This is a genomic window from Streptococcus oralis, assembly GCF_021497945.1.
Classification (GTDB): domain Bacteria; phylum Bacillota; class Bacilli; order Lactobacillales; family Streptococcaceae; genus Streptococcus; species Streptococcus oralis_BR.
The window spans coordinates 1,432,088-1,450,277 of the sequence record NZ_CP046524.1 but is presented as its reverse complement, the minus strand read 5'-3'; the positions used below and the strand labels follow the sequence as shown (position 1 = coordinate 1,450,277).

Annotated in this window: 18 protein-coding genes; 17 read left to right on the top strand and 1 reads right to left on the bottom strand. The window is 42.7% G+C overall.

Features of this window, described 5'->3' with window-relative positions; all coding sequences use genetic code 11:
• Positions 1-7 precede the first annotated feature (7 nt).
• Positions 8-766, bottom strand: a complete 759-nt coding sequence (locus GOM47_RS07370; protein ID WP_084921371.1) for an amino acid ABC transporter ATP-binding protein — start codon at positions 764-766, stop codon at positions 8-10.
• 177 nt (positions 767-943) lie between these two features.
• Here GOM47_RS07370 and recJ point away from each other — a divergent pair, with 177 nt between their 5' ends.
• The 17 genes from recJ to rplK all read left to right on the top strand — a co-directional run bounded on the left by recJ (position 944) and on the right by rplK (position 18,139).
• Positions 944-3,166, top strand: coding sequence for a single-stranded-DNA-specific exonuclease RecJ (recJ, locus tag GOM47_RS07365; protein ID WP_235081284.1), 2,223 nt, complete (start codon positions 944-946; stop codon positions 3,164-3,166).
• Positions 3,167-3,339: 173 nt separating this feature from the next.
• Positions 3,340-5,001, top strand: a complete 1,662-nt coding sequence (locus GOM47_RS07360) for a ribonuclease J (RefSeq protein WP_235080370.1) — start codon at positions 3,340-3,342, stop codon at positions 4,999-5,001.
• 68 nt (positions 5,002-5,069) lie between these two features.
• Positions 5,070-5,849, top strand: coding sequence for an alpha/beta hydrolase (locus GOM47_RS07355; RefSeq protein ID WP_235080369.1), 780 nt, complete (start codon positions 5,070-5,072; stop codon positions 5,847-5,849).
• Between the two features lie 106 nt (positions 5,850-5,955).
• Positions 5,956-6,657: a M57 family metalloprotease gene (locus GOM47_RS07350; RefSeq protein WP_235080368.1), complete on the top strand. Its 702-nt coding sequence runs from the start codon at positions 5,956-5,958 to the stop codon at positions 6,655-6,657.
• A gap of 101 nt (positions 6,658-6,758) precedes the next feature.
• The gene (gene uvrC, locus GOM47_RS07345) at positions 6,759-8,606 is read left to right on the top strand and encodes an excinuclease ABC subunit UvrC (protein ID WP_235080367.1); all 1,848 of its coding nucleotides are present in this window, start codon (positions 6,759-6,761) and stop codon (positions 8,604-8,606) included.
• Entirely contained in the window at positions 8,596-9,435 is an 840-nt protein-coding gene (locus GOM47_RS07340; RefSeq protein WP_235080366.1) for a metallophosphoesterase family protein, read from the top strand. Before uvrC ends, GOM47_RS07340 begins: the two co-directional genes overlap by 11 nt.
• A 134-nt stretch (positions 9,436-9,569) precedes the next feature.
• Entirely contained in the window at positions 9,570-10,091 is a 522-nt protein-coding gene (locus GOM47_RS07335) for a hypothetical protein (RefSeq protein WP_235080365.1), read from the top strand.
• A gap of 185 nt (positions 10,092-10,276) precedes the next feature.
• Positions 10,277-10,882, top strand: coding sequence for a nitroreductase family protein (locus GOM47_RS07330; RefSeq protein ID WP_235080364.1), 606 nt, complete (start codon positions 10,277-10,279; stop codon positions 10,880-10,882).
• A gap of 12 nt (positions 10,883-10,894) precedes the next feature.
• Entirely contained in the window at positions 10,895-12,295 is a 1,401-nt protein-coding gene (gene pepV, locus GOM47_RS07325; RefSeq protein ID WP_235080363.1) for a dipeptidase PepV, read from the top strand.
• 53 nt (positions 12,296-12,348) lie between these two features.
• Positions 12,349-12,933 (top strand): uracil-DNA glycosylase family protein, encoded by a 585-nt coding sequence (locus GOM47_RS07320; RefSeq protein WP_235080362.1) that lies wholly within the window; start codon positions 12,349-12,351, stop codon positions 12,931-12,933.
• 12 nt (positions 12,934-12,945) lie between these two features.
• Positions 12,946-13,437, top strand: a complete 492-nt coding sequence (locus tag GOM47_RS07315; RefSeq protein WP_235080361.1) for a prolyl-tRNA synthetase associated domain-containing protein — start codon at positions 12,946-12,948, stop codon at positions 13,435-13,437.
• Between the two features lie 21 nt (positions 13,438-13,458).
• Positions 13,459-13,746 (top strand): rhodanese-like domain-containing protein, encoded by a 288-nt coding sequence (locus GOM47_RS07310; RefSeq protein ID WP_235081283.1) that lies wholly within the window; start codon positions 13,459-13,461, stop codon positions 13,744-13,746.
• 185 nt (positions 13,747-13,931) lie between these two features.
• The gene (gene brnQ / locus GOM47_RS07305; RefSeq protein ID WP_235080360.1) at positions 13,932-15,257 is read left to right on the top strand and encodes a branched-chain amino acid transport system II carrier protein; all 1,326 of its coding nucleotides are present in this window, start codon (positions 13,932-13,934) and stop codon (positions 15,255-15,257) included.
• A 101-nt stretch (positions 15,258-15,358) separates the two neighbouring features.
• Positions 15,359-16,396 (top strand): M42 family metallopeptidase, encoded by a 1,038-nt coding sequence (locus GOM47_RS07300; RefSeq protein ID WP_173257644.1) that lies wholly within the window; start codon positions 15,359-15,361, stop codon positions 16,394-16,396.
• 1 nt (position 16,397) lies between these two features.
• Positions 16,398-16,859, top strand: a complete 462-nt coding sequence (locus tag GOM47_RS07295; protein WP_173257646.1) for an HIT family protein — start codon at positions 16,398-16,400, stop codon at positions 16,857-16,859.
• A gap of 15 nt (positions 16,860-16,874) precedes the next feature.
• Positions 16,875-17,591, top strand: a complete 717-nt coding sequence (ldcB, locus tag GOM47_RS07290) for an LD-carboxypeptidase LdcB/DacB (RefSeq protein WP_235080359.1) — start codon at positions 16,875-16,877, stop codon at positions 17,589-17,591.
• A gap of 122 nt (positions 17,592-17,713) precedes the next feature.
• Entirely contained in the window at positions 17,714-18,139 is a 426-nt protein-coding gene (gene rplK / locus GOM47_RS07285; protein ID WP_001085808.1) for a 50S ribosomal protein L11, read from the top strand.
• Positions 18,140-18,190 lie beyond the last annotated feature (51 nt).

Genomic DNA, 18,190 nt, shown 5'->3' with positions numbered 1-18,190 from the left:
CGCCTCCTTATTTGACTTTGTCACTTTCGTGGTTGATAATTTTGCTGAGGAATTGTTTGGCACGAGGTTCGCTTGGATTGTCGAAAAAGTCATCGACATCTGTCGTATCCACTAAAACTTCTCCGTCGGCCATAAAGATGATGCGATCCGCAACCTCTCGAGCAAAGCCCATTTCGTGGGTAACGATGATCATGTTCATCCCGTCATGAGCCAGTTTTTGCATAACTGCTAGTACATCACCGATAGTCTCAGGGTCAAGGGCAGATGTTGGCTCATCAAAGAGAAGTAGCTCCGGATGCATGGCAAGACCACGAGCGATGGCGATCCGCTGTTTTTGTCCACCAGATAGCATGGCTGGATAGGAATCTTTCTTGTCCCACATATTTACAAATTCCAGATATTTTTGGGCTATTTTTTCAGCTTCTTTTTTATCAATTCCTAGAACTTTTATGGGTGCTAGTGTTACGTTTTCTAACACATTTTTGTGTGGATAAAGGTTAAAATGTTGGAAAACCATGCCGACTTCCTTACGAAGAGGCACCAAATCTTTCTGGCTAGCACCTGCTACTTGGTGTCCATTTACTAGGAGACTTCCTTTGTCAACAGCCTCCAAACCATTGATGGTACGGATAAGAGTGGACTTCCCAGAACCAGAAGGTCCAAGCAGGACAACAACTTGTCCTTTTTCAAAACGGAGATTGATGTCGCGGAGCGCGTGGTAGTCTCCATAATATTTTTCGACGTGTTTAAATTCTACTAAAGCCATGAGAGATCTCCTTTGTGTTAGATTTTATAACATGATTTTACAACAAAAGAGTGTTCTTGTCAAATCATATCTGAAAAAAATTCACAAAAATTTTATAAAAAAGCAATCTGGATAGAGAAAATGCCTAAATCGTGTTATAATGAAACGATAGAATTCTTAGAAAGAGTGGATGTTTTTTTGATAACTCCTACTTATGAATGGCAGTTTGCCCCGCAGGTTGAAGATGCGGATTTTACAAAGATAGCCAAGAAGGCTGGGCTGGGTCCTGAGGTGGCTCGGTTATTATTTGAAAGAGGGATTCAGGATGAAGAAAGTCTAAAGAAGTTTTTAGAACCTTCTTTAGAGGACTTACATGATCCCTATCTGCTCCATGATATGGATAAGGCAGTGGAACGGATTCGTCAGGCTATTGAAGAAGGGGAAAACATTCTTATCTATGGAGACTACGATGCGGATGGTATGACTTCAGCTTCGATTATTAAGGAAAGTTTGGAGCAGCTTGGCGCCGAGTGCCGTGTTTATTTGCCCAATCGTTTTACTGATGGCTATGGTCCCAATGCCAGTGTCTATAAATACTTTATCGAGCAAGAGGGAATTTCCTTGATTGTGACAGTGGACAATGGAGTTGCTGGTCACGAGGCCATTGAACTGGCCCAGTCCATGGGAGTAGATGTCATTGTGACCGACCACCATTCCATGCCTGAAACCTTGCCAGATGCCTATGCGATTGTTCACCCCGAGCATCCAGATGCGGACTATCCCTTCAAACAGTTGGCTGGTTGCGGAGTGGCTTTCAAGCTGGCTTGCGCCCTTTTAGAGGAAGTGCAAGTGGAGTTGCTCGATTTGGTCGCTATCGGTACCATTGCGGATATGGTAAGTTTGACGGATGAAAACCGTATTTTGGTTCAATATGGTCTGGAAATGTTGGGGCATACTCAGCGCATTGGACTACAAGAAATGCTGGACATGGCTGGGATTACTGCTAATGAAGTGACAGAAGAAACGGTTGGTTTTCAGCTTGCGCCGCGTTTAAATGCCTTAGGCCGCTTGGACGACCCCAATCCAGCTATTGATTTGCTGACTGGGTTTGACGACGAGGAAGCGCATGAGATTGCCCTCATGATTCATCAGAAAAATGAAGAACGTAAGGAAATCGTCCAGTCTATCTATGAAGAAGCCAAGCCCATGGTGGATCCTGAGAAGAAGGTCCAGGTTTTGGCCAAGGAAGGCTGGAATCCTGGCGTTCTGGGTATCGTTGCTGGGCGCTTGCTGGAAGAACTGGGTCAGACAGTCATCGTTCTGAATATAGAAGACGGTCGTGCCAAGGGTAGCGCTCGCAGTGTGGAAGCGGTCGATATTTTTGAAGCTCTAGATCCCCATCGAGATCTCTTTATAGCCTTTGGAGGCCATGCTGGTGCAGCAGGAATGACGCTGGAAGTTGAGAATCTTTCAGATTTATCTCAGGTCTTGGAAGACTATGTCCGTGAAAAAGGCGCAGATACTAGTGGCAAGAATAAGTTAAATCTAGATGAGGAGTTGGATTTGGAGACTCTTAGTTTAGAAACGGTCAAAAGCTTTGAACGCTTGGCGCCTTTTGGAATGGACAATCAGAAACCTATCTTTTATATCAAGGATTTTCATGTCGAAAGCGCTAGAACCATGGGGGCAGGTAATGCCCACCTCAAACTGAAAATTTCTAAGGGTGAGGCGAGTTTTGAAGTGGTGGCTTTTGGTCAAGGTAGATGGGCAACAGAATTTGCTCAAACAAAAAACTTAGAATTGGCAGTCACCTTGTCTGTCAATCAATGGAATGGCCAAACTGCCCTCCAGTTGATGATGGTAGATGCGCGTGTGGAAGGCGTTCAACTCTTTAACATTCGTGGGAAGAATGCAGTATTGCCAGAAGGGGTTCCAGTCTTGGATTTCTCTGGAGAGGTGCCAAAATTGGTGAATAGTGAGGCGGTTGTCGTAAAAACCATTCCTGAGGATATTACCTTACTGAAGACTATTTTTCAGGAACAGAATTTCTCAGCTGTCTATTTCAAAAATGACATTGACAAGGCCTACTATCTTACAGGTTATGGGACCAGAGAGCAGTTTACTAAATTGTACAAGACCATTTACCAGTTTCCAGAGTTTGATATTCGCTATAAGCTGAAGGATTTGGCGGCTTATCTCAATATCCAACAAATCTTGCTGGTCAAGATGATTCAAGTATTTGAAGAACTGGGCTTTGTAACTATCAAAGATGGTGTCATGACAGTCAATAAAGAAGCGCCGAAAAGGGAGATTGCTGAAAGTCATATTTACCAAAATCTCAAACAAACTGTAAAAAATCAAGAAATGATGGCACTGGGGACCGTGCAAGAAATGTATAATTTTTTAATGGAAGAAAACTAAAGAATAGGAAGGAGTTGGGCAACCAGCTCTTTTTTGAAAACAAATCTTCATTTTGAAAATCATCAAAAAAATGGTATAATGGTAGGAAAAGATTCGGCTGAAAGTTTTAGAACTTTTAGAATAAGAGGGCAAATCTACCCTATAATCAAGATGAATTAAGTTTCGGAGGGAAAATGAGTAATATCAGTTTAACAACACTAGGTGGTGTGCGTGAAAACGGGAAAAATATGTACATTGCTGAGATTGGCGATTCAATTTTTGTTTTAGATGCGGGGCTTAAATACCCTGAAAATGAACAACTGGGGGTTGATGTCGTCATTCCAAACATGGATTACCTTTTTGAAAATAGCGACCGTATCGCTGGGGTCTTCTTGACCCACGGGCATGCGGATGCCATTGGTGCCCTGCCTTATCTTTTGGCAGAGGCTAAGGTGCCTGTATTTGGCTCTGAGTTGACCATCGAGTTGGCAAAACTCTTTGTCAAAGGAAATGATACGGTTAAGAAATTCAATGACTTCCATGTCATTGATGAAAATACGGAGATTGACTTTGGAGGAACTGTAGTTTCCTTCTTCCGTACAACTCACTCCATCCCAGAAAGTTTGGGAGTCGTCTTGAAAACTCCCAAAGGCAGCATTGTTTATACAGGTGACTTCAAGTTTGACCAGACGGCTAGTAAATCCTATGCGACGGATTTTGCCCGTTTGGCAGAAATCGGTCGTGAGGGTGTCTTGGCGCTTCTCAGTGATTCTGCGAATGCGGATAGCAATATACAGGTGGCGAGCGAGAGTGAAGTTGGAGACGAGATTACGCAGACCATTGCGGACTGGGAAGGTCGTATCATCGTTGCGGCAGTTGCCAGCAACCTCTCTCGTATCCAGCAGGTTTTTGATGCAGCTGCAGATACAGGTCGCCGAGTTGTTCTGACTGGTTTTGATGTTGAAAATATTGTCCGAACAGCGATTCGCCTCAAGAAATTGTCTCTAGCCAACGAAAGTCTCTTGATCAAACCCAAAGAAATGTCTCGATTTGAAGACCATGAGTTGATTATCCTTGAGACTGGTCGTATGGGGGAGCCTATCAATGGACTTCGTAAGATGTCCATTGGACGCCACCGTTATGTGGAAATCAAAGATGGGGATTTGGTCTATATCGTAACGACTCCATCTATCGCCAAAGAAGCTGTTATGGCGCGTGTGGAAAATATGATCTACCAAGCTGGTGGTGTGGTGAAACTCATTACCCAAAGCTTGCGAGTGTCTGGACACGGGAATGCGCGTGATTTGCAGTTGATGATCAATCTTTTGCAACCAAACTACCTCTTCCCTATTCAAGGGGAATATCGTGAGTTGGATGCGCATGCCAAGGCTGCCATGGCAGTTGGAATGTTGCCAGAACGCATTTTCATCCCTAAAAAGGGAACGACCATGTCCTATGAACATGGAGACTTTGTCCCAGCTGGATCAGTTTCTGCTGGTGATGTCTTGATTGATGGAAATGCCATCGGTGATGTTGGGAATGTCGTCCTTCGTGACCGTAAGGTCTTGTCAGAGGATGGAATCTTTATCGTGGCTATCACTGTCAACCGTCGTGAGAAGAAGATTGTGGCTAAGGCTCGTGTTCATACGCGTGGATTTATCTACCTTAAGAAGAGTCGCGACATTCTCCGTGAAAGTTCAGAATTGATTAACCAAACGGTTGAAGAGTATCTTCAAGGTGATGACTTTGACTGGGCAGATCTCAAAGGCAAGGTTCGTGACAATCTGACCAAGTACCTCTTTGATCAAACCAAGCGTCGCCCAGCAATCTTGCCAGTCGTGATGGAAGCAAAATAATAAGCAGAATACCTACAGAAAAAGTCGAAATTCGGCTTTTTCTTATAGAATAGTAAAAGGAGAAAACCATGGCAGTTATGAATATTGAGTATTACTCAGAAGTTTTGGATATGGAGTGGGGCGTTACCGTACTCTATCCGGATGCTAGTCGGGTGACTGAATCAGATTGCACAGATATTCCTGTCCTTTATCTTTTGCACGGAATGTCAGGAAACCAAAATAGCTGGTTCAAACGTACCAATGTCGAACGCTTGTTGCGCGGGACCAATCTCATTGTTATCATGCCCAATACAAACAATGGCTGGTACACAGATACTCAGTATGGTTTTAACTACTTTACTGCTCTAGCAGAAGAGTTGCCTCAGGTTATGAAACGTTTCTTCCCCAATATGACCAGCAAGCGAGAAAAGACCTTCATAGCAGGTCTGTCCATGGGTGGCTATGGTTCCTTCAAACTCGCTCTAGCGACAAATCGTTTTTCTCATGCGGCTAGTTTTTCTGGTGCGCTTAGTTTTCAGGAATTTTCTCCTGAAAGTCAGGATCTGGGCTCGCTTGCCTACTGGAGAGGAGTTTTTGGAGAGATTAAAGACTGGACAGCTAGTCCTCATTCGCTTGAAAGCATGGCTGCAAAATCCGATAAAAAGACCAAACTATGGGCTTGGTGTGGAGAGCAAGACTATCTCTACTCTGCTAATAATCTCGCAGTGAAAAACCTCAAAAGCCTTGGTTTTGAGGTGACCTATAGTCATAGTCCAGGTAAGCACGAGTGGTACTACTGGGAAAAACAATTGGAGCGTTTTTTGGCTACTCTACCAATTGACTTTGCCTTGGAAGAACGCTTATCTTAGTTTTAGGTTTCTTTCAGCTTTATTCAGTAAAATAGAGAATCTATCTTGATTATGGGATACCATCGATTTTAAGATAGATTCTTATTTTTATGAAAGGTGGAGCGTCATGTTCTGGATTATTCGATTATTTTTCCGATTTCTTTTGGGAATTTGGCGTTTCTTCTGGCGTCTGGTTTGGACCGTGGTCATTCTATTGCTCATTGCCTTTGGAGTGGTTTGGTATCTGACAGGTGATTTTCATTCTGCGGTCAATCAGGTTGAAAAAATGAGCCAGATTGGTCAAGGTGGCTGGAATCAATGGCAGGAGACGGGAAGGCTGGAAGTCTTGTCTCAGACAGACAGTCACCAACACGCGCAAGGCAAGTGGGCTCAAGCTTCAGCCCGTATCTATATTGACCCTCAGATGGATGAGACTTTCCAAGTTGCTTATGCAGAAGCGATAAAGAACTGGAATCAAACGGGAGCCTTTACCTTTGAGGTGGTAGCGGATTCTAGCCAAGCAGATATTGTGGCAAGTGAAATGAATGATGGATCAACAGCTGTAGCTGGTCAAGCCGAGAGTCAAACCAATCTCTTGACCAATCAATTTATATCTGTAACGGTTCGCCTGAATCATTATTATCTATCCAATCCAAGTTATGGTTATTCTTATGAACGGATCGTGCATACGGCGGAGCACGAGTTGGGGCATGCCATCGGATTGGATCATACCAACGAAACTTCTGTCATGCAGCCAGCAGGTTCCTACTATGGAATTCAGCCTCAGGATGTGACAGCTGTTCAAGAACTTTATACCAGTAGCGACTAGATGAAGTCGGTGCAATCTTAAAAGAAATCAAAGCTTCTCCAACAAGTGATTGGTGGGGCTTTTTGTTCGTCCTGTTACGGCCTTTTTGCTATAATGGAACTATGAATAACTTGATCAAATCAAAACTGGAGCTCTTGCCGACCAGCCCCGGTTGTTACATTCACAAGGATAAAAATGGCACCATTATTTATGTCGGAAAGGCCAAAAATCTGCGCAACCGCGTACGATCCTATTTTCGTGGGAGTCACGATACCAAGACGGAAGCTCTGGTATCTGAGATTGTGGATTTTGAATTTATCGTCACTGAGTCTAATATTGAAGCCCTTCTGCTGGAAATTAACCTTATCAAGGAAAACAAGCCCAAGTACAATATCATGCTCAAGGATGATAAGTCCTATCCTTTTATCAAAATCACCAATGAGCGTTATCCTCGCTTGATCATCACCCGTCAGGTAAAAAAGGACGGTGGTCTCTACTTTGGCCCCTACCCAGATGTGGGAGCAGCTAATGAAATCAAGCGGCTTCTAGATCGGATTTTCCCTTTTCGTAAGTGTACCAACCCGCCCTCTAAAGTCTGTTTTTACTACCATATCGGCCAGTGTATGGCCCATACTATCTGTAAGAAGGATGAGGCTTATTTCAAGTCTATGGCTCAGGAGGTTTCTGATTTCCTAAAAGGACAGGATGACAAAATCATCGATGACCTCAAGGGGAAGATGGCAAAGGCAGCTCAAAGTATGGAGTTTGAACGTGCGGCGGAATACCGTGACCTGATTCAGGCCATTGGAACGCTTCGGACCAAGCAACGGGTTATGGCTAAGGATCTTCAAAATCGCGATGTCTTTGGCTACTATGTGGACAAGGGTTGGATGTGTGTCCAGGTTTTCTTTGTTCGTCAGGGAAAACTCATCGAGCGGGATGTCAATCTCTTCCCTTACTACAATGATCCGGATGAGGACTTCTTGACCTATGTGGGGCAATTTTATCAAGAAAAATCCCACCTGGTTCCCAATGAAGTGCTGATTCCGCAGGATATCGATGAAGAAGCAGTCAAGGCCTTGGTGGATACCAAGATTCTCAAACCCCAGCGTGGAGAGAAAAAACAACTGGTCAATCTAGCCATAAAAAATGCTCGTGTTAGTCTGGAGCAGAAGTTCAATCTGCTAGAAAAATCTGTTGAAAAGACCCAAGGAGCTATTGAAAATCTGGGACGCTTGCTCCAAATCCCGACCCCAGTACGTATCGAGTCCTTTGATAACTCTAATATAATGGGAACTAGCCCTGTTTCAGCTATGGTAGTCTTTGTCAATGGCAAACCGAGTAAGAAGGACTACCGAAAGTACAAGATAAAAACGGTTGTGGGTCCAGACGATTATGCTAGTATGCGTGAGGTTATCCGCAGACGTTATGGACGAGTTCAGCGTGAGGGTTTAACCCCGCCAGATTTGATCGTCATCGATGGGGGGCAAGGTCAAGTCAATATAGCTAAGCAAGTCATCCAAGAAGAGCTAGGTTTGGATATCCCAATTGCAGGTCTGCAAAAGAATGATAAGCACCAAACCCATGAACTGCTCTTCGGAGATCCACTGGAAGTGGTGGAGTTGTCTCGTAATTCTCAGGAATTTTTCCTCCTCCAACGCATCCAAGATGAGGTACACCGCTTTGCTATCACTTTCCACCGCCAACTGCGCTCCAAAAATTCTTTTTCATCTCAATTGGATGGGATTGACGGTCTGGGACCTAAACGCAAGCAGAATCTCATGAAGCATTTTAAATCTCTCACTAAAATCAAGGAAGCCAGTGTGGATGAAATTGTCGAAGTGGGTGTGCCAAGAGCAGTCGCAGAAGATGTGAAAAGAAAGTTGAACCCTCAGGGAGAAGTGGAGTTGGCTCAAGTGGCGGAAGAGAGAGTAGATTACCAAACGGAAGGAAACCATCATGAACCATAAAATTGCAATTTTATCAGATATTCATGGAAATGTGACTGCCTTAGAAGCAGTGATTGCAGATGCTAAAGTTCAGGGAGTCAGTGAATATTGGCTCATGGGAGACATTTTCCTCCCTGGTCCAGGTGCAAATGATCTGGTTGTTCTACTAAAGGATCTTCCTATCACTGCAAGTGTTCGAGGCAATTGGGATGATTGTGTCTTAGAGGCTTTAGATGGGCAATATGGCTTAGAAGACCCACAGGAAGTTCAGCTCTTGCGTATGACCCAGTATTTGATGGAGCGAATGGATCCTGCAACGATTGTCTGGCTACGAAGCTTACCTTTGCTAGAAAAGAAAGAAGTTGACGGACTACGCTTTTCTCTTTCTCATAATTTGCCTGATAAGAACTATGGAGGAGACTTGCTGGTTGACAATGATACAGATAAATTTGACCAACTCCTAGATGAGGAAACGGACGTGGCAGTCTATGGTCATGTCCACAAGCAGTTGCTTCGTTATGGAAGCCGAGGACAACAAATCATCAATCCAGGTACGATTGGCATGCCCTATTTTGATTGGGAAAAGTTAAAAAATCACCGTGCCCAGTATGCCGTGATAGAAGTTGAGGATGGGGAATTGGTCAATATCCATTTTCGTAAAGTCGCTTATGACTATGAAGCGGAGTGGGAATTGGCCAAATCCAAGGGGCTCCCCTTTATCGAAATGTATGAAGAACTACGCCGAGAAGGCAACTATCGGGGGCACAATCTAGAACTCTTAGCTAGTTTAATTGAAAAGCATGGGTATGTAGAAGATGTGAAGGATTATTTTGATTTCCTGCAAAGTTAGAAATAAAATGGACGCTCTTATTTGGAAGTGAGGCTTGTAGTCGAATTATTTAGAAAAAATGGTTTAGCTAAAGTTTGACATTGAAATTATTTTGTTATAGAATGGACTTAATTCTTAATATAAAGGAGAACATTATGAAGAAAATTATTACAGCCAGTATGGCTCTTTTATCTGTTATTGTTTTAGCAGCATGTTCAGGGAAAACAACGTCTGATTCTTCGACTAAAAATTCAAGTTCTGTAGAGCAAACTTCTTCAGAGACCTCATCAACAACGTCTAGTTCAAAGACAGAAAATAATGAGGTTGTTTTGATCACCGATGAAGAAATTGACAATGCTAAAACTGTTGGAGATGTGAAGAAAGTTTTTGGTAAACTAGTCGACAATTATAAAAAGCATGCAGTTGAAATTGGGGAAAAAATTCCAGAGAGTGGAAAAGAAGCATATAACGCCCAAGTTGAACCAGCGCTTAAGTCTATGGAGACTGTAAGAGAGTCATTTAACGAAAGCCTTTCAAGTATTGGTTCTGATGATACAGTAGTGCCAGAACAAACGCGTACTCTATTTGTTCAACAGTTGAAAACTGGACGTGACACAATGAAGAAAGCGCTGGAGTCAGCGTATAAAGCAGTTGCTCCATACACATCTGGTCAATAATATGAGAAAGTAGGTGAATTATCACCTGCTTTTTGATTGCTTCAAATCTAAAGTGATACCTACTTAAATAGCTCCAAATTAGTAGTAGAGAGTTTGAAAGAAGTACTAACTCTATGAAAAATCTCTGCAAGCTCTTTCAAATTATGGTAGAATGGAAGCAGTAGAATTAGAAAAGGAAATCGATTATGAAATTTCTTGAATTAAATAAAAAACGTCATGCGACCAAGCATTTTACTGATAAACCGGTAGATCCCAAAGATGTGCGTACGGCTATCGAAATCGCAACTTTAGCCCCAAGTGCCCACAACAGCCAACCATGGAAGTTTGTGGTTGTTCGTGAGAAAAATGCCGAACTGGCAAAATTGGCTTATGGTTCGAACTTTGAGCAGGTATCATCAGCGCCTGTAACCATTGCCCTATTTACAGATACAGACTTTGCCAAACGTGCCCGCAAGATTGCCCGCGTTGGTGGTGCAAAGAACTTCTCTGAAGAGCAACTTCAATATTTTATGAAGAATTTGCCTGCCGAGTTTGCGCGTTACAGTGAGCAACAAGTCAGTGACTACCTAGCCCTCAATGCAGGTTTGGTTGCCATGAACTTGGTTCTCGCTTTGACAGACCAAGGAATCGGTTCTAATATTATCCTTGGATTTGACAAATCAAAAGCCAACGAAGTTTTAGAAATCGAAGACCGATTCCGTCCAGAACTTTTGATCACAGTGGGTTACACAGATGAAAAATTGGAACCAAGCTACCGCTTGCCAGTAGATGAAATTATCGAGAAAAGATAGAAGGAAGAAAAAATGACAGCAATTGATTTTACAGCAGAAGTAGAAAAACGCAAAGAAGACCTCTTGGCTGACTTGTTTAGCCTTTTGGAAATCAACTCAGAACGTGATGATAGCAAGGCAGATGCGCAGCATCCCTTTGGACCTGGTCCAGTAAAAGCATTGGAAAAATTCCTTGAAATCGCAGACCGTGATGGCTACCCAACTAAGAATGTCGATAACTATGCTGGACATTTTGAGTTTGGTCATGGAGAAGAAGTTCTTGGAATTTTTGCCCACATGGACGTGGTGCCTGCTGGTAGCGGTTGGGATACAGACCCTTACACACCAACCATCAAAGACGGTCGCCTTTATGCGCGTGGAGCTTCAGACGACAAGGGTCCTACAACAGCTTGTTATTATGGTTTGAAAATCATCAAAGAATTGGGCCTTCCAACTTCTAAGAAAGTTCGTTTCATTGTCGGAACAGACGAAGAGTCAGGCTGGGCAGACATGGACTATTACTTTGAACATGTAGGACTTGCAAAACCAGACTTTGGCTTCTCTCCAGATGCTGAATTCCCAATCATCAATGGTGAAAAAGGGAATATCACAGAATACCTCCACTTTGCAGGTGAAAATGCAGGTGCAGCCCGTCTTCACAGCTTCACAGGTGGTTTACGTGAAAATATGGTACCTGAATCAGCGACAGCAGTCGTTTCAGGTGACTTGGCTGACTTGCAAGCTAAACTAGATGCCTTTGTTGCAGAGCACAAACTTAGAGGAGAACTCCAAGAAGAAAACGGTCAATACAAGGTTACCATCATTGGTAAATCAGCTCATGGTGCTATGCCTGCTTCAGGTGTCAATGGAGCTACTTACCTAGCACTCTTCCTCAGCCAATTTAACTTTGCTGGACCAGCCAAAGACTACCTCGACATCGCGGGTAAGATTCTCTTGAATGACCATGAGGGTGAAAATCTCAAGGTGGCTCATGTGGATGAAAAGATGGGTGCCCTTTCTATGAATGCGGGTGTCTTCCGCTTTGACGAAGCAAGTGCTGACAATACGATTGCTCTTAACTTCCGTTATCCAAAAGGAACAAGCCCAGAGCAAATCAAGTCAATCCTAGAAAACTTGCCAGTTGCTTCTGTTAGCCTTTCTGAACATGGTCATACACCTCACTATGTACCGATGGAAGATCCACTTGTGCAAACCTTGTTGAATGTTTATGAAAAACAAACTGGGCTTCAAGGTCACGAACAAGTCATCGGTGGTGGTACCTTTGGCCGCTTGCTAGAACGTGGTGTTGCTTACGGAGCTATGTTCCCAGACTCAATTGACACCATGCACCAAGCCAATGAATTCATCGCCTTAGACGATCTCTTCCGAGCAGCAGCAATCTATGCAGAAGCTATCTATGAATTAATCAAATAAAACGATAGAAGTCTGAGATTGTATGCTTGGACTTCTTTTTGGAGGGAAAACAGATGTCTCAAATCGAAAGAATCAAGCAGGCCATTATGGCGGATCCACAGAATACCAGCTATACAGAACGTGGAATCGAACCTCTCTTTGCGGCGCCAAAAACTGCTCGTATCAATATTGTCGGTCAGGCCCCTGGACTTAAAACACAAGAAGCTGGGATTTATTGGAAGGATAAGAGTGGCGATCGCTTGCGAGATTGGTTAGGTGTAGACGAAGAAACCTTTTACAATTCAGGTTATTTTGCAGTTCTGCCCATGGATTTCTACTTTCCAGGGCATGGCAAGTCAGGTGATTTACCGCCGCGCTCAGGATTTGCAGAAAAATGGCATCCGCAACTCCTCAAGGGATGTCCCAATATTGAATTAACCCTTTTGATTGGCCAGTATGCCCAAGCCTACTATTTACATGAGAAAGTTAGTGGCAAGGTAACAGAAAGGGTAAAACATTACAAAGACTATCTACCAGAATTTTTCCCTCTGGTGCACCCCTCACCACGAAATCAAATCTGGATGGCTAAGAATCCTTGGTTTGAGTCAGAAGTGGTGCTAGAATTGCAAACATTGGTACAAAAGATTATTCATCAATAAAGGAGAAAAACTATGGATGCTTATCAACAAGTAGCTAATAAGTTGCAAGAGTTGGGAATCACCTTTGATGTGGTGGAGCACCCACCTGTATTTACGACAGAGCAGGCAGATAGCTATATTGAAGGAATGGAAGGAGTCCGGACTAAGTCCATGTTTTTGACCAATAGGAAGAAAACTCAGTACTATCTGCTCATAATGGATGACAAGAAACGATTGGATATGGATGACTTTAAAGTTCAAGTGGGAGCCGATCGGATTCGCATGGCCTCATTGGACTCCTTGGCTGAGAAAATGACCTTACCAGCAGGAACGGTATCACCTTTTGGTTTGTTAAATAATGATGAAAAAGACATTCTAGTTTATTTTGATAAGGACATTGTATCGGAGGATATCATGACTTTTCATCCCAATACTAATGAAAAGACCATCTTTATTAAAACCCAAGACTTGTTCCGATTTTTAGAGTCGATTGGATTTACCTATGGGGTTTTAATCTTGCCTTAATGGCATCAAAAAGAAGAAATGATGAAAGAAATTGTTTTTGACAAATTTTACCAACTTTACCAGAAAGAGCCCCTTTCTGTATTAGATGTGAGAGAAGTAGAAGAATTTGAAGCTCTTCATTTAGAAGGTGCTCAGAACCTACCACTTAGTCAATTAGCTGATATCTATGATCGATTGGATAAGGACCTCTTGCATTATGTCATTTGCAAATCTGGAATGAAATCAGCTCGTGCTTGCCAGTTCTTAGAGGAGCATGGATGCAAGGTTATCAATGTCCAAGGTGGAATGACGGCCTTTGAAAATCTTTAAACCTATATGGCGATAAAGCCTAATCTTCCCTTGCTCGGCTCCAACTGAGTGAGGGATTTTGTTTTTAGATAATTCTTATTTTTAAAAATATTGAAAACATTCAATATTTACTTCGTGATGCTTTTTTCATACTCTTATTCGTGATATACTAGGTCAGTATTTTAGAAATATGAAGGAGATTCTTTATGGCTAAAAAAGGTGCCCTAACAGGTTTGCTCCTGTTTGGAATATTTTTTGGTGCGGGGAACTTGATCTTTCCGCCTTCTCTAGGTGCCCTATCTGGAGAACAGTTTCTTCCTGCCATTGCAGGTTTTGTATTTTCGGGTGTCGGGATTGCTGTCCTAACGCTTATCATCGGAACGCTCAATCCTAAAGGATACATTTATGAGATTTCTAAGAAAATCTCACCTTGGTTTGCGACGCTTTATCTTGCAGTCCTCTATCTATCGATTGGCCCCTTCTTTGCCATTCCGCGTACAGCAACAACAGCTTACGAAGTTGGGATTAGCCCCCTCTTGTCTGAAGCAAATAAAGGTCTAGGATTGATTGTCTTTACTGTGCTTTACTTTGCAGCAGCCTATCTGATTTCACTCAATCCTTCAAAGATTTTGGATCGAATCGGACGTATTTTAACGCCAGTCTTTGCTTTGTTGATCGTTATCCTAGTTGTACTAGGTGCCTTCAAATATGGTGGAACCAGTCCTCAAGCAGCTTCAGCAGCCTATCAATCTTCTGCCTTTGGTACAGGTTTCCTAGAAGGTTATAACACCTTGGATGCCCTTGCCTCAGTGGCTTTTAGTGTGATTGCTGTTCAAACCTTGAAACAACTTGGATTCTCAAGTAAGAAAGAGTACATTTCAACTATTTGGGTTGTTGGTATCGTTGTAGCTCTTGCTTTTAGTGCTCTTTACATCGGTTTAGGATTCCTTGGAAATCACTTCCCGGTACCAGCAGAAGCAATGAAGGGTGGAACACCAGGTGTTTATATCTTGTCGCAAGCTACTCAGGAAATCTTTGGTTCAACGGCTCAACTCTTCCTTGCTGCCATGGTAACTGTAACCTGCTTCACAACGACAGTTGGCTTGATCGTATCTACAGCTGAGTTCTTTAACGGACGTTTCCCACAAATCAGCTACAAGGTTTATACAACTGCCTTTACCTTGATTGGATTTGCCATTGCAAACCTCGGTTTGGATGCGATTATCAAGTACTCAATTCCAGTATTGGTAATCTTGTATCCAATCACTATTGCCATTGTGATGATTGTAATTGTTAATAAGTTTGTACCCCTATCAAAACCGGGTATGCAACTAACAATGGGAGTTGTCACAGCAATTGCTCTTGCAAGCGTCCTTGGAAGTTCTTTTAAGATTGAGTTTCTAGCAAATCTCGTCAATGCTCTTCCATTTGCAGCTGCCTCTCTACCATGGCTAGTGCCAGCTATTATCGGAATCTTGCTTTCACTGGTTCTACCAAACAAGCAAGAGAGTGATGTTTTTGAGATGGAATAAAAAAATAGAAATCACTTTTGTAAGTCAACTTTACAGGAGTGATTTTTCTTTTTTCCTCTCTACTGAAATATGCTATAATAGGTAGCAAAAGAGGTGAAGAAATGAATCAAACTATAAACTATATCAAAGAATTAACCGCTATTGCATCTCCGACAGGTTTTACTCGTGAGATTTCAGACTATCTAGTCCATACTTTAGAGAAACTTGGTTACCAGCCTGTTCGCACAGCCAAGGGTGGTATCAATGTTACTATTAAAGGTCAAAATGATGAGCAACAACGTTATGTGACTGCCCATGTGGATACGCTTGGTGCCATTGTACGTGCTATCAAACCTGACGGTCGTCTCAAATTGGACCGTATCGGTGGTTTTCCTTGGAACATGATTGAGGGAGAAAACTGTACAGTCCATGTTTCTAGCACAGGTAAAAAGGTATCTGGAACCATCCTCATCCACCAGACTTCTTGCCATGTCTACAAAGATGCAGGAACTGCTGAACGCACTCAGGACAATATGGAAGTGCGTTTGGATGAAAAAGTGACCAATGAAAAAGAAACCCGTGCCTTAGGCATCGAGGTTGGTGACTTCATCAGCTTTGACCCACGAACTGTTGTGACAGAGACTGGTTTCATCAAGTCTCGCCATTTGGACGACAAAGTCAGCGCAGCGATTTTGCTCAATCTTCTTCGTGTTTATAAGGAAGAGGGAATTGAGTTGCCAGTAACAACTCATTTTGCTTTTTCAGTCTTTGAAGAGGTGGGCCACGGTGCCAACTCCAATATTCCAGCTCAGGTAGTGGAATATCTAGCTGTGGATATGGGGGCTATGGGCGATGACCAGCAGACAGACGAATATACAGTATCTATCTGTGTCAAGGACGCTTCAGGTCCCTATCACTATGACTTCCGTCAACATTTAGTGGCTTTGGCAAAGGAGCAAGATATTCCATTTAAGCTTGACATTTATCCATTTTACGGTTCGGATGCTTCCGCAGCTATGTCAGCAGGTGCAGAGGTAAAGCATGCCCTCCTTGGAGCTGGTATTGAATCCAGTCACTCTTACGAACGAACACACATTGATTCGGTCGTGGCGACTGAGCGTATGGTCGATGCCTATCTCAAGAGTGCATTGGTAGACTAATATGTGCTTGATTTGTCAAAGAATTGAATGGATAAAGGCAGGGAAAAATCCCTACTTTGTAAAAGAACTAGAAACAGGCTATGTTGTCATTGGAGACCATCAATACTTTAAGGGCTATACCTTATTTCTAGCAAAGGAGCATGTCACAGAACTCCATCAGATGGAGACTTCTAAAAAACTTCGTTTTCTAGAGGAAATGAGTTTGGTCCAAGAAGCTGTTGCCAAAGCGTTTAAAGCTGAAAAGATGAACATCGAACTTTTAGGAAATGGAGATGCCCACGCCCACTGGCACCTCTTTCCAAGACGATCAGGTGATATGAGGGGGCATGGATTGAATGGCCGTGGTCCAGTCTGGTGGGTACCCTGGGAAGAAATGGCGGCAGAAGATTGCCAAGTGAAATCCCCTGAGTTGGAACAAATGATTAAAGCCTTATCCGATGAATTAGAGAAGCACATGGTCTAAGAGAGGAAGCAAAAAATGAAAAAAAGATATATCGTTTTATCCGGTTTGCTAGCAGTAACTCTAGCAGCATGTTCTCAAGAAAAACTTAAAAATGAAGAAAATACTCAAAAAACGGAACAAACTAGCCAATCTGAAGGGACTGTAGGAAGCAAATCTCAAGCTCCTAGTCAGAAGAAGGCAGAAGTTGTGAATAAGGGAGACCACTATAGTATACAAGGAAAATACGATGAAATCGTCGTAGCTAATAAGCACTATCCTTTGTCAAAAGACTACAATCCAGGAGAAAATCCAACAGCCAAGGCAGAGTTGGTCAAACTTATTACAGCAATGCAAGCAGCTGGCTACCCAATCAGCGATCATTACAGTGGTTTTAGAAGTTATGAAACTCAAACCAAACTTTATCAAGACTATGTGAATCAAGACGGGAAGGAAGCGGCAGATCGCTACTCAGCTCGTCCTGGATACAGTGAACACCAAACAGGTCTTGCATTTGACCTTATTGGGACAGATGGAGATTTAGTTACTGAAGAAAAGGCGGCCCAGTGGCTCTTGGATCATGCGGCTGACTATGGCTTTGTCGTTCGCTATCTCAAAGGCAAGGAAAAAGAGACTGGCTACATGGCGGAAGAATGGCATCTTCGCTATGTCGGAAAAGAAGCCAAAGAAATTGCTGCAAGTGGCCTTAGTTTGGAAGAATACTATGGCTTTGAAGGCGGAGATTACGTCGATTAAAAAAGAAATTTTTCTCTTGCATTTTTAGATAAATAGTGTATAATAGATGGGTATGTGTAAAGCATACTTGTGGGAGGTAAAAATCTTTAATTACCGCCAAAACCACAAAGGAGGATTTAAAAATGGCTAAAAAAGTCGAAAAACTTGTAAAATTGCAAATCCCTGCTGGTAAAGCTACACCAGCTCCACCGGTTGGACCTGCTCTTGGTCAAGCTGGTATCAACATCATGGGATTCACAAAAGAGTTCAACGCTCGTACAGCTGACCAAGCTGGTATGATCATTCCAGTTGTTATCTCAGTATACGAAGACAAATCATTTACTTTCGTTACAAAAACACCACCAGCTGCTGTTCTTTTGAAAAAAGCTGCAGGTGTTGAAAAAGGATCAGGTACACCTAACAAAACTAAAGTTGCTACAGTTACTCGTGCACAAGTACAAGAAATTGCAGAAACTAAGATGCCAGATTTGAACGCAGCAAACATTGAGTCTGCAATGCGTATGATCGAAGGTACTGCTCGTTCTATGGGATTCACTGTTGTTGACTAATCAATAACACCCCCAATATAACCCGCAAGACTTCATCATTTCGAGAAGTGA

Excerpts from the sequence above, each read along its gene's own strand:
- GOM47_RS07370 (WP_084921371.1), bottom strand. The coding sequence starts at position 766 with ATGGCTTTAGTAGAATTTAAACACGTCGAAAAATATTATGGAGACTAC.
- GOM47_RS07360 (WP_235080370.1), top strand. The coding sequence starts at position 3,340 with ATGAGTAATATCAGTTTAACAACACTAGGTGGTGTGCGTGAAAACGGG.
- GOM47_RS07355 (WP_235080369.1), top strand. The coding sequence starts at position 5,070 with ATGGCAGTTATGAATATTGAGTATTACTCAGAAGTTTTGGATATGGAG.
- GOM47_RS07350 (WP_235080368.1), top strand. The coding sequence starts at position 5,956 with ATGTTCTGGATTATTCGATTATTTTTCCGATTTCTTTTGGGAATTTGG.
- uvrC (WP_235080367.1), top strand. The coding sequence starts at position 6,759 with ATGAATAACTTGATCAAATCAAAACTGGAGCTCTTGCCGACCAGCCCC.
- GOM47_RS07340 (WP_235080366.1), top strand. The coding sequence starts at position 8,596 with ATGAACCATAAAATTGCAATTTTATCAGATATTCATGGAAATGTGACT.
- GOM47_RS07335 (WP_235080365.1), top strand. The coding sequence starts at position 9,570 with ATGAAGAAAATTATTACAGCCAGTATGGCTCTTTTATCTGTTATTGTT.
- GOM47_RS07330 (WP_235080364.1), top strand. The coding sequence starts at position 10,277 with ATGAAATTTCTTGAATTAAATAAAAAACGTCATGCGACCAAGCATTTT.
- pepV (WP_235080363.1), top strand. The coding sequence starts at position 10,895 with ATGACAGCAATTGATTTTACAGCAGAAGTAGAAAAACGCAAAGAAGAC.
- GOM47_RS07320 (WP_235080362.1), top strand. The coding sequence starts at position 12,349 with ATGTCTCAAATCGAAAGAATCAAGCAGGCCATTATGGCGGATCCACAG.
- GOM47_RS07315 (WP_235080361.1), top strand. The coding sequence starts at position 12,946 with ATGGATGCTTATCAACAAGTAGCTAATAAGTTGCAAGAGTTGGGAATC.
- GOM47_RS07310 (WP_235081283.1), top strand. The coding sequence starts at position 13,459 with ATGAAAGAAATTGTTTTTGACAAATTTTACCAACTTTACCAGAAAGAG.
- brnQ (WP_235080360.1), top strand. The coding sequence starts at position 13,932 with ATGGCTAAAAAAGGTGCCCTAACAGGTTTGCTCCTGTTTGGAATATTT.
- GOM47_RS07300 (WP_173257644.1), top strand. The coding sequence starts at position 15,359 with ATGAATCAAACTATAAACTATATCAAAGAATTAACCGCTATTGCATCT.
- GOM47_RS07295 (WP_173257646.1), top strand. The coding sequence starts at position 16,398 with ATGTGCTTGATTTGTCAAAGAATTGAATGGATAAAGGCAGGGAAAAAT.
- ldcB (WP_235080359.1), top strand. The coding sequence starts at position 16,875 with ATGAAAAAAAGATATATCGTTTTATCCGGTTTGCTAGCAGTAACTCTA.
- rplK (WP_001085808.1), top strand. The coding sequence starts at position 17,714 with ATGGCTAAAAAAGTCGAAAAACTTGTAAAATTGCAAATCCCTGCTGGT.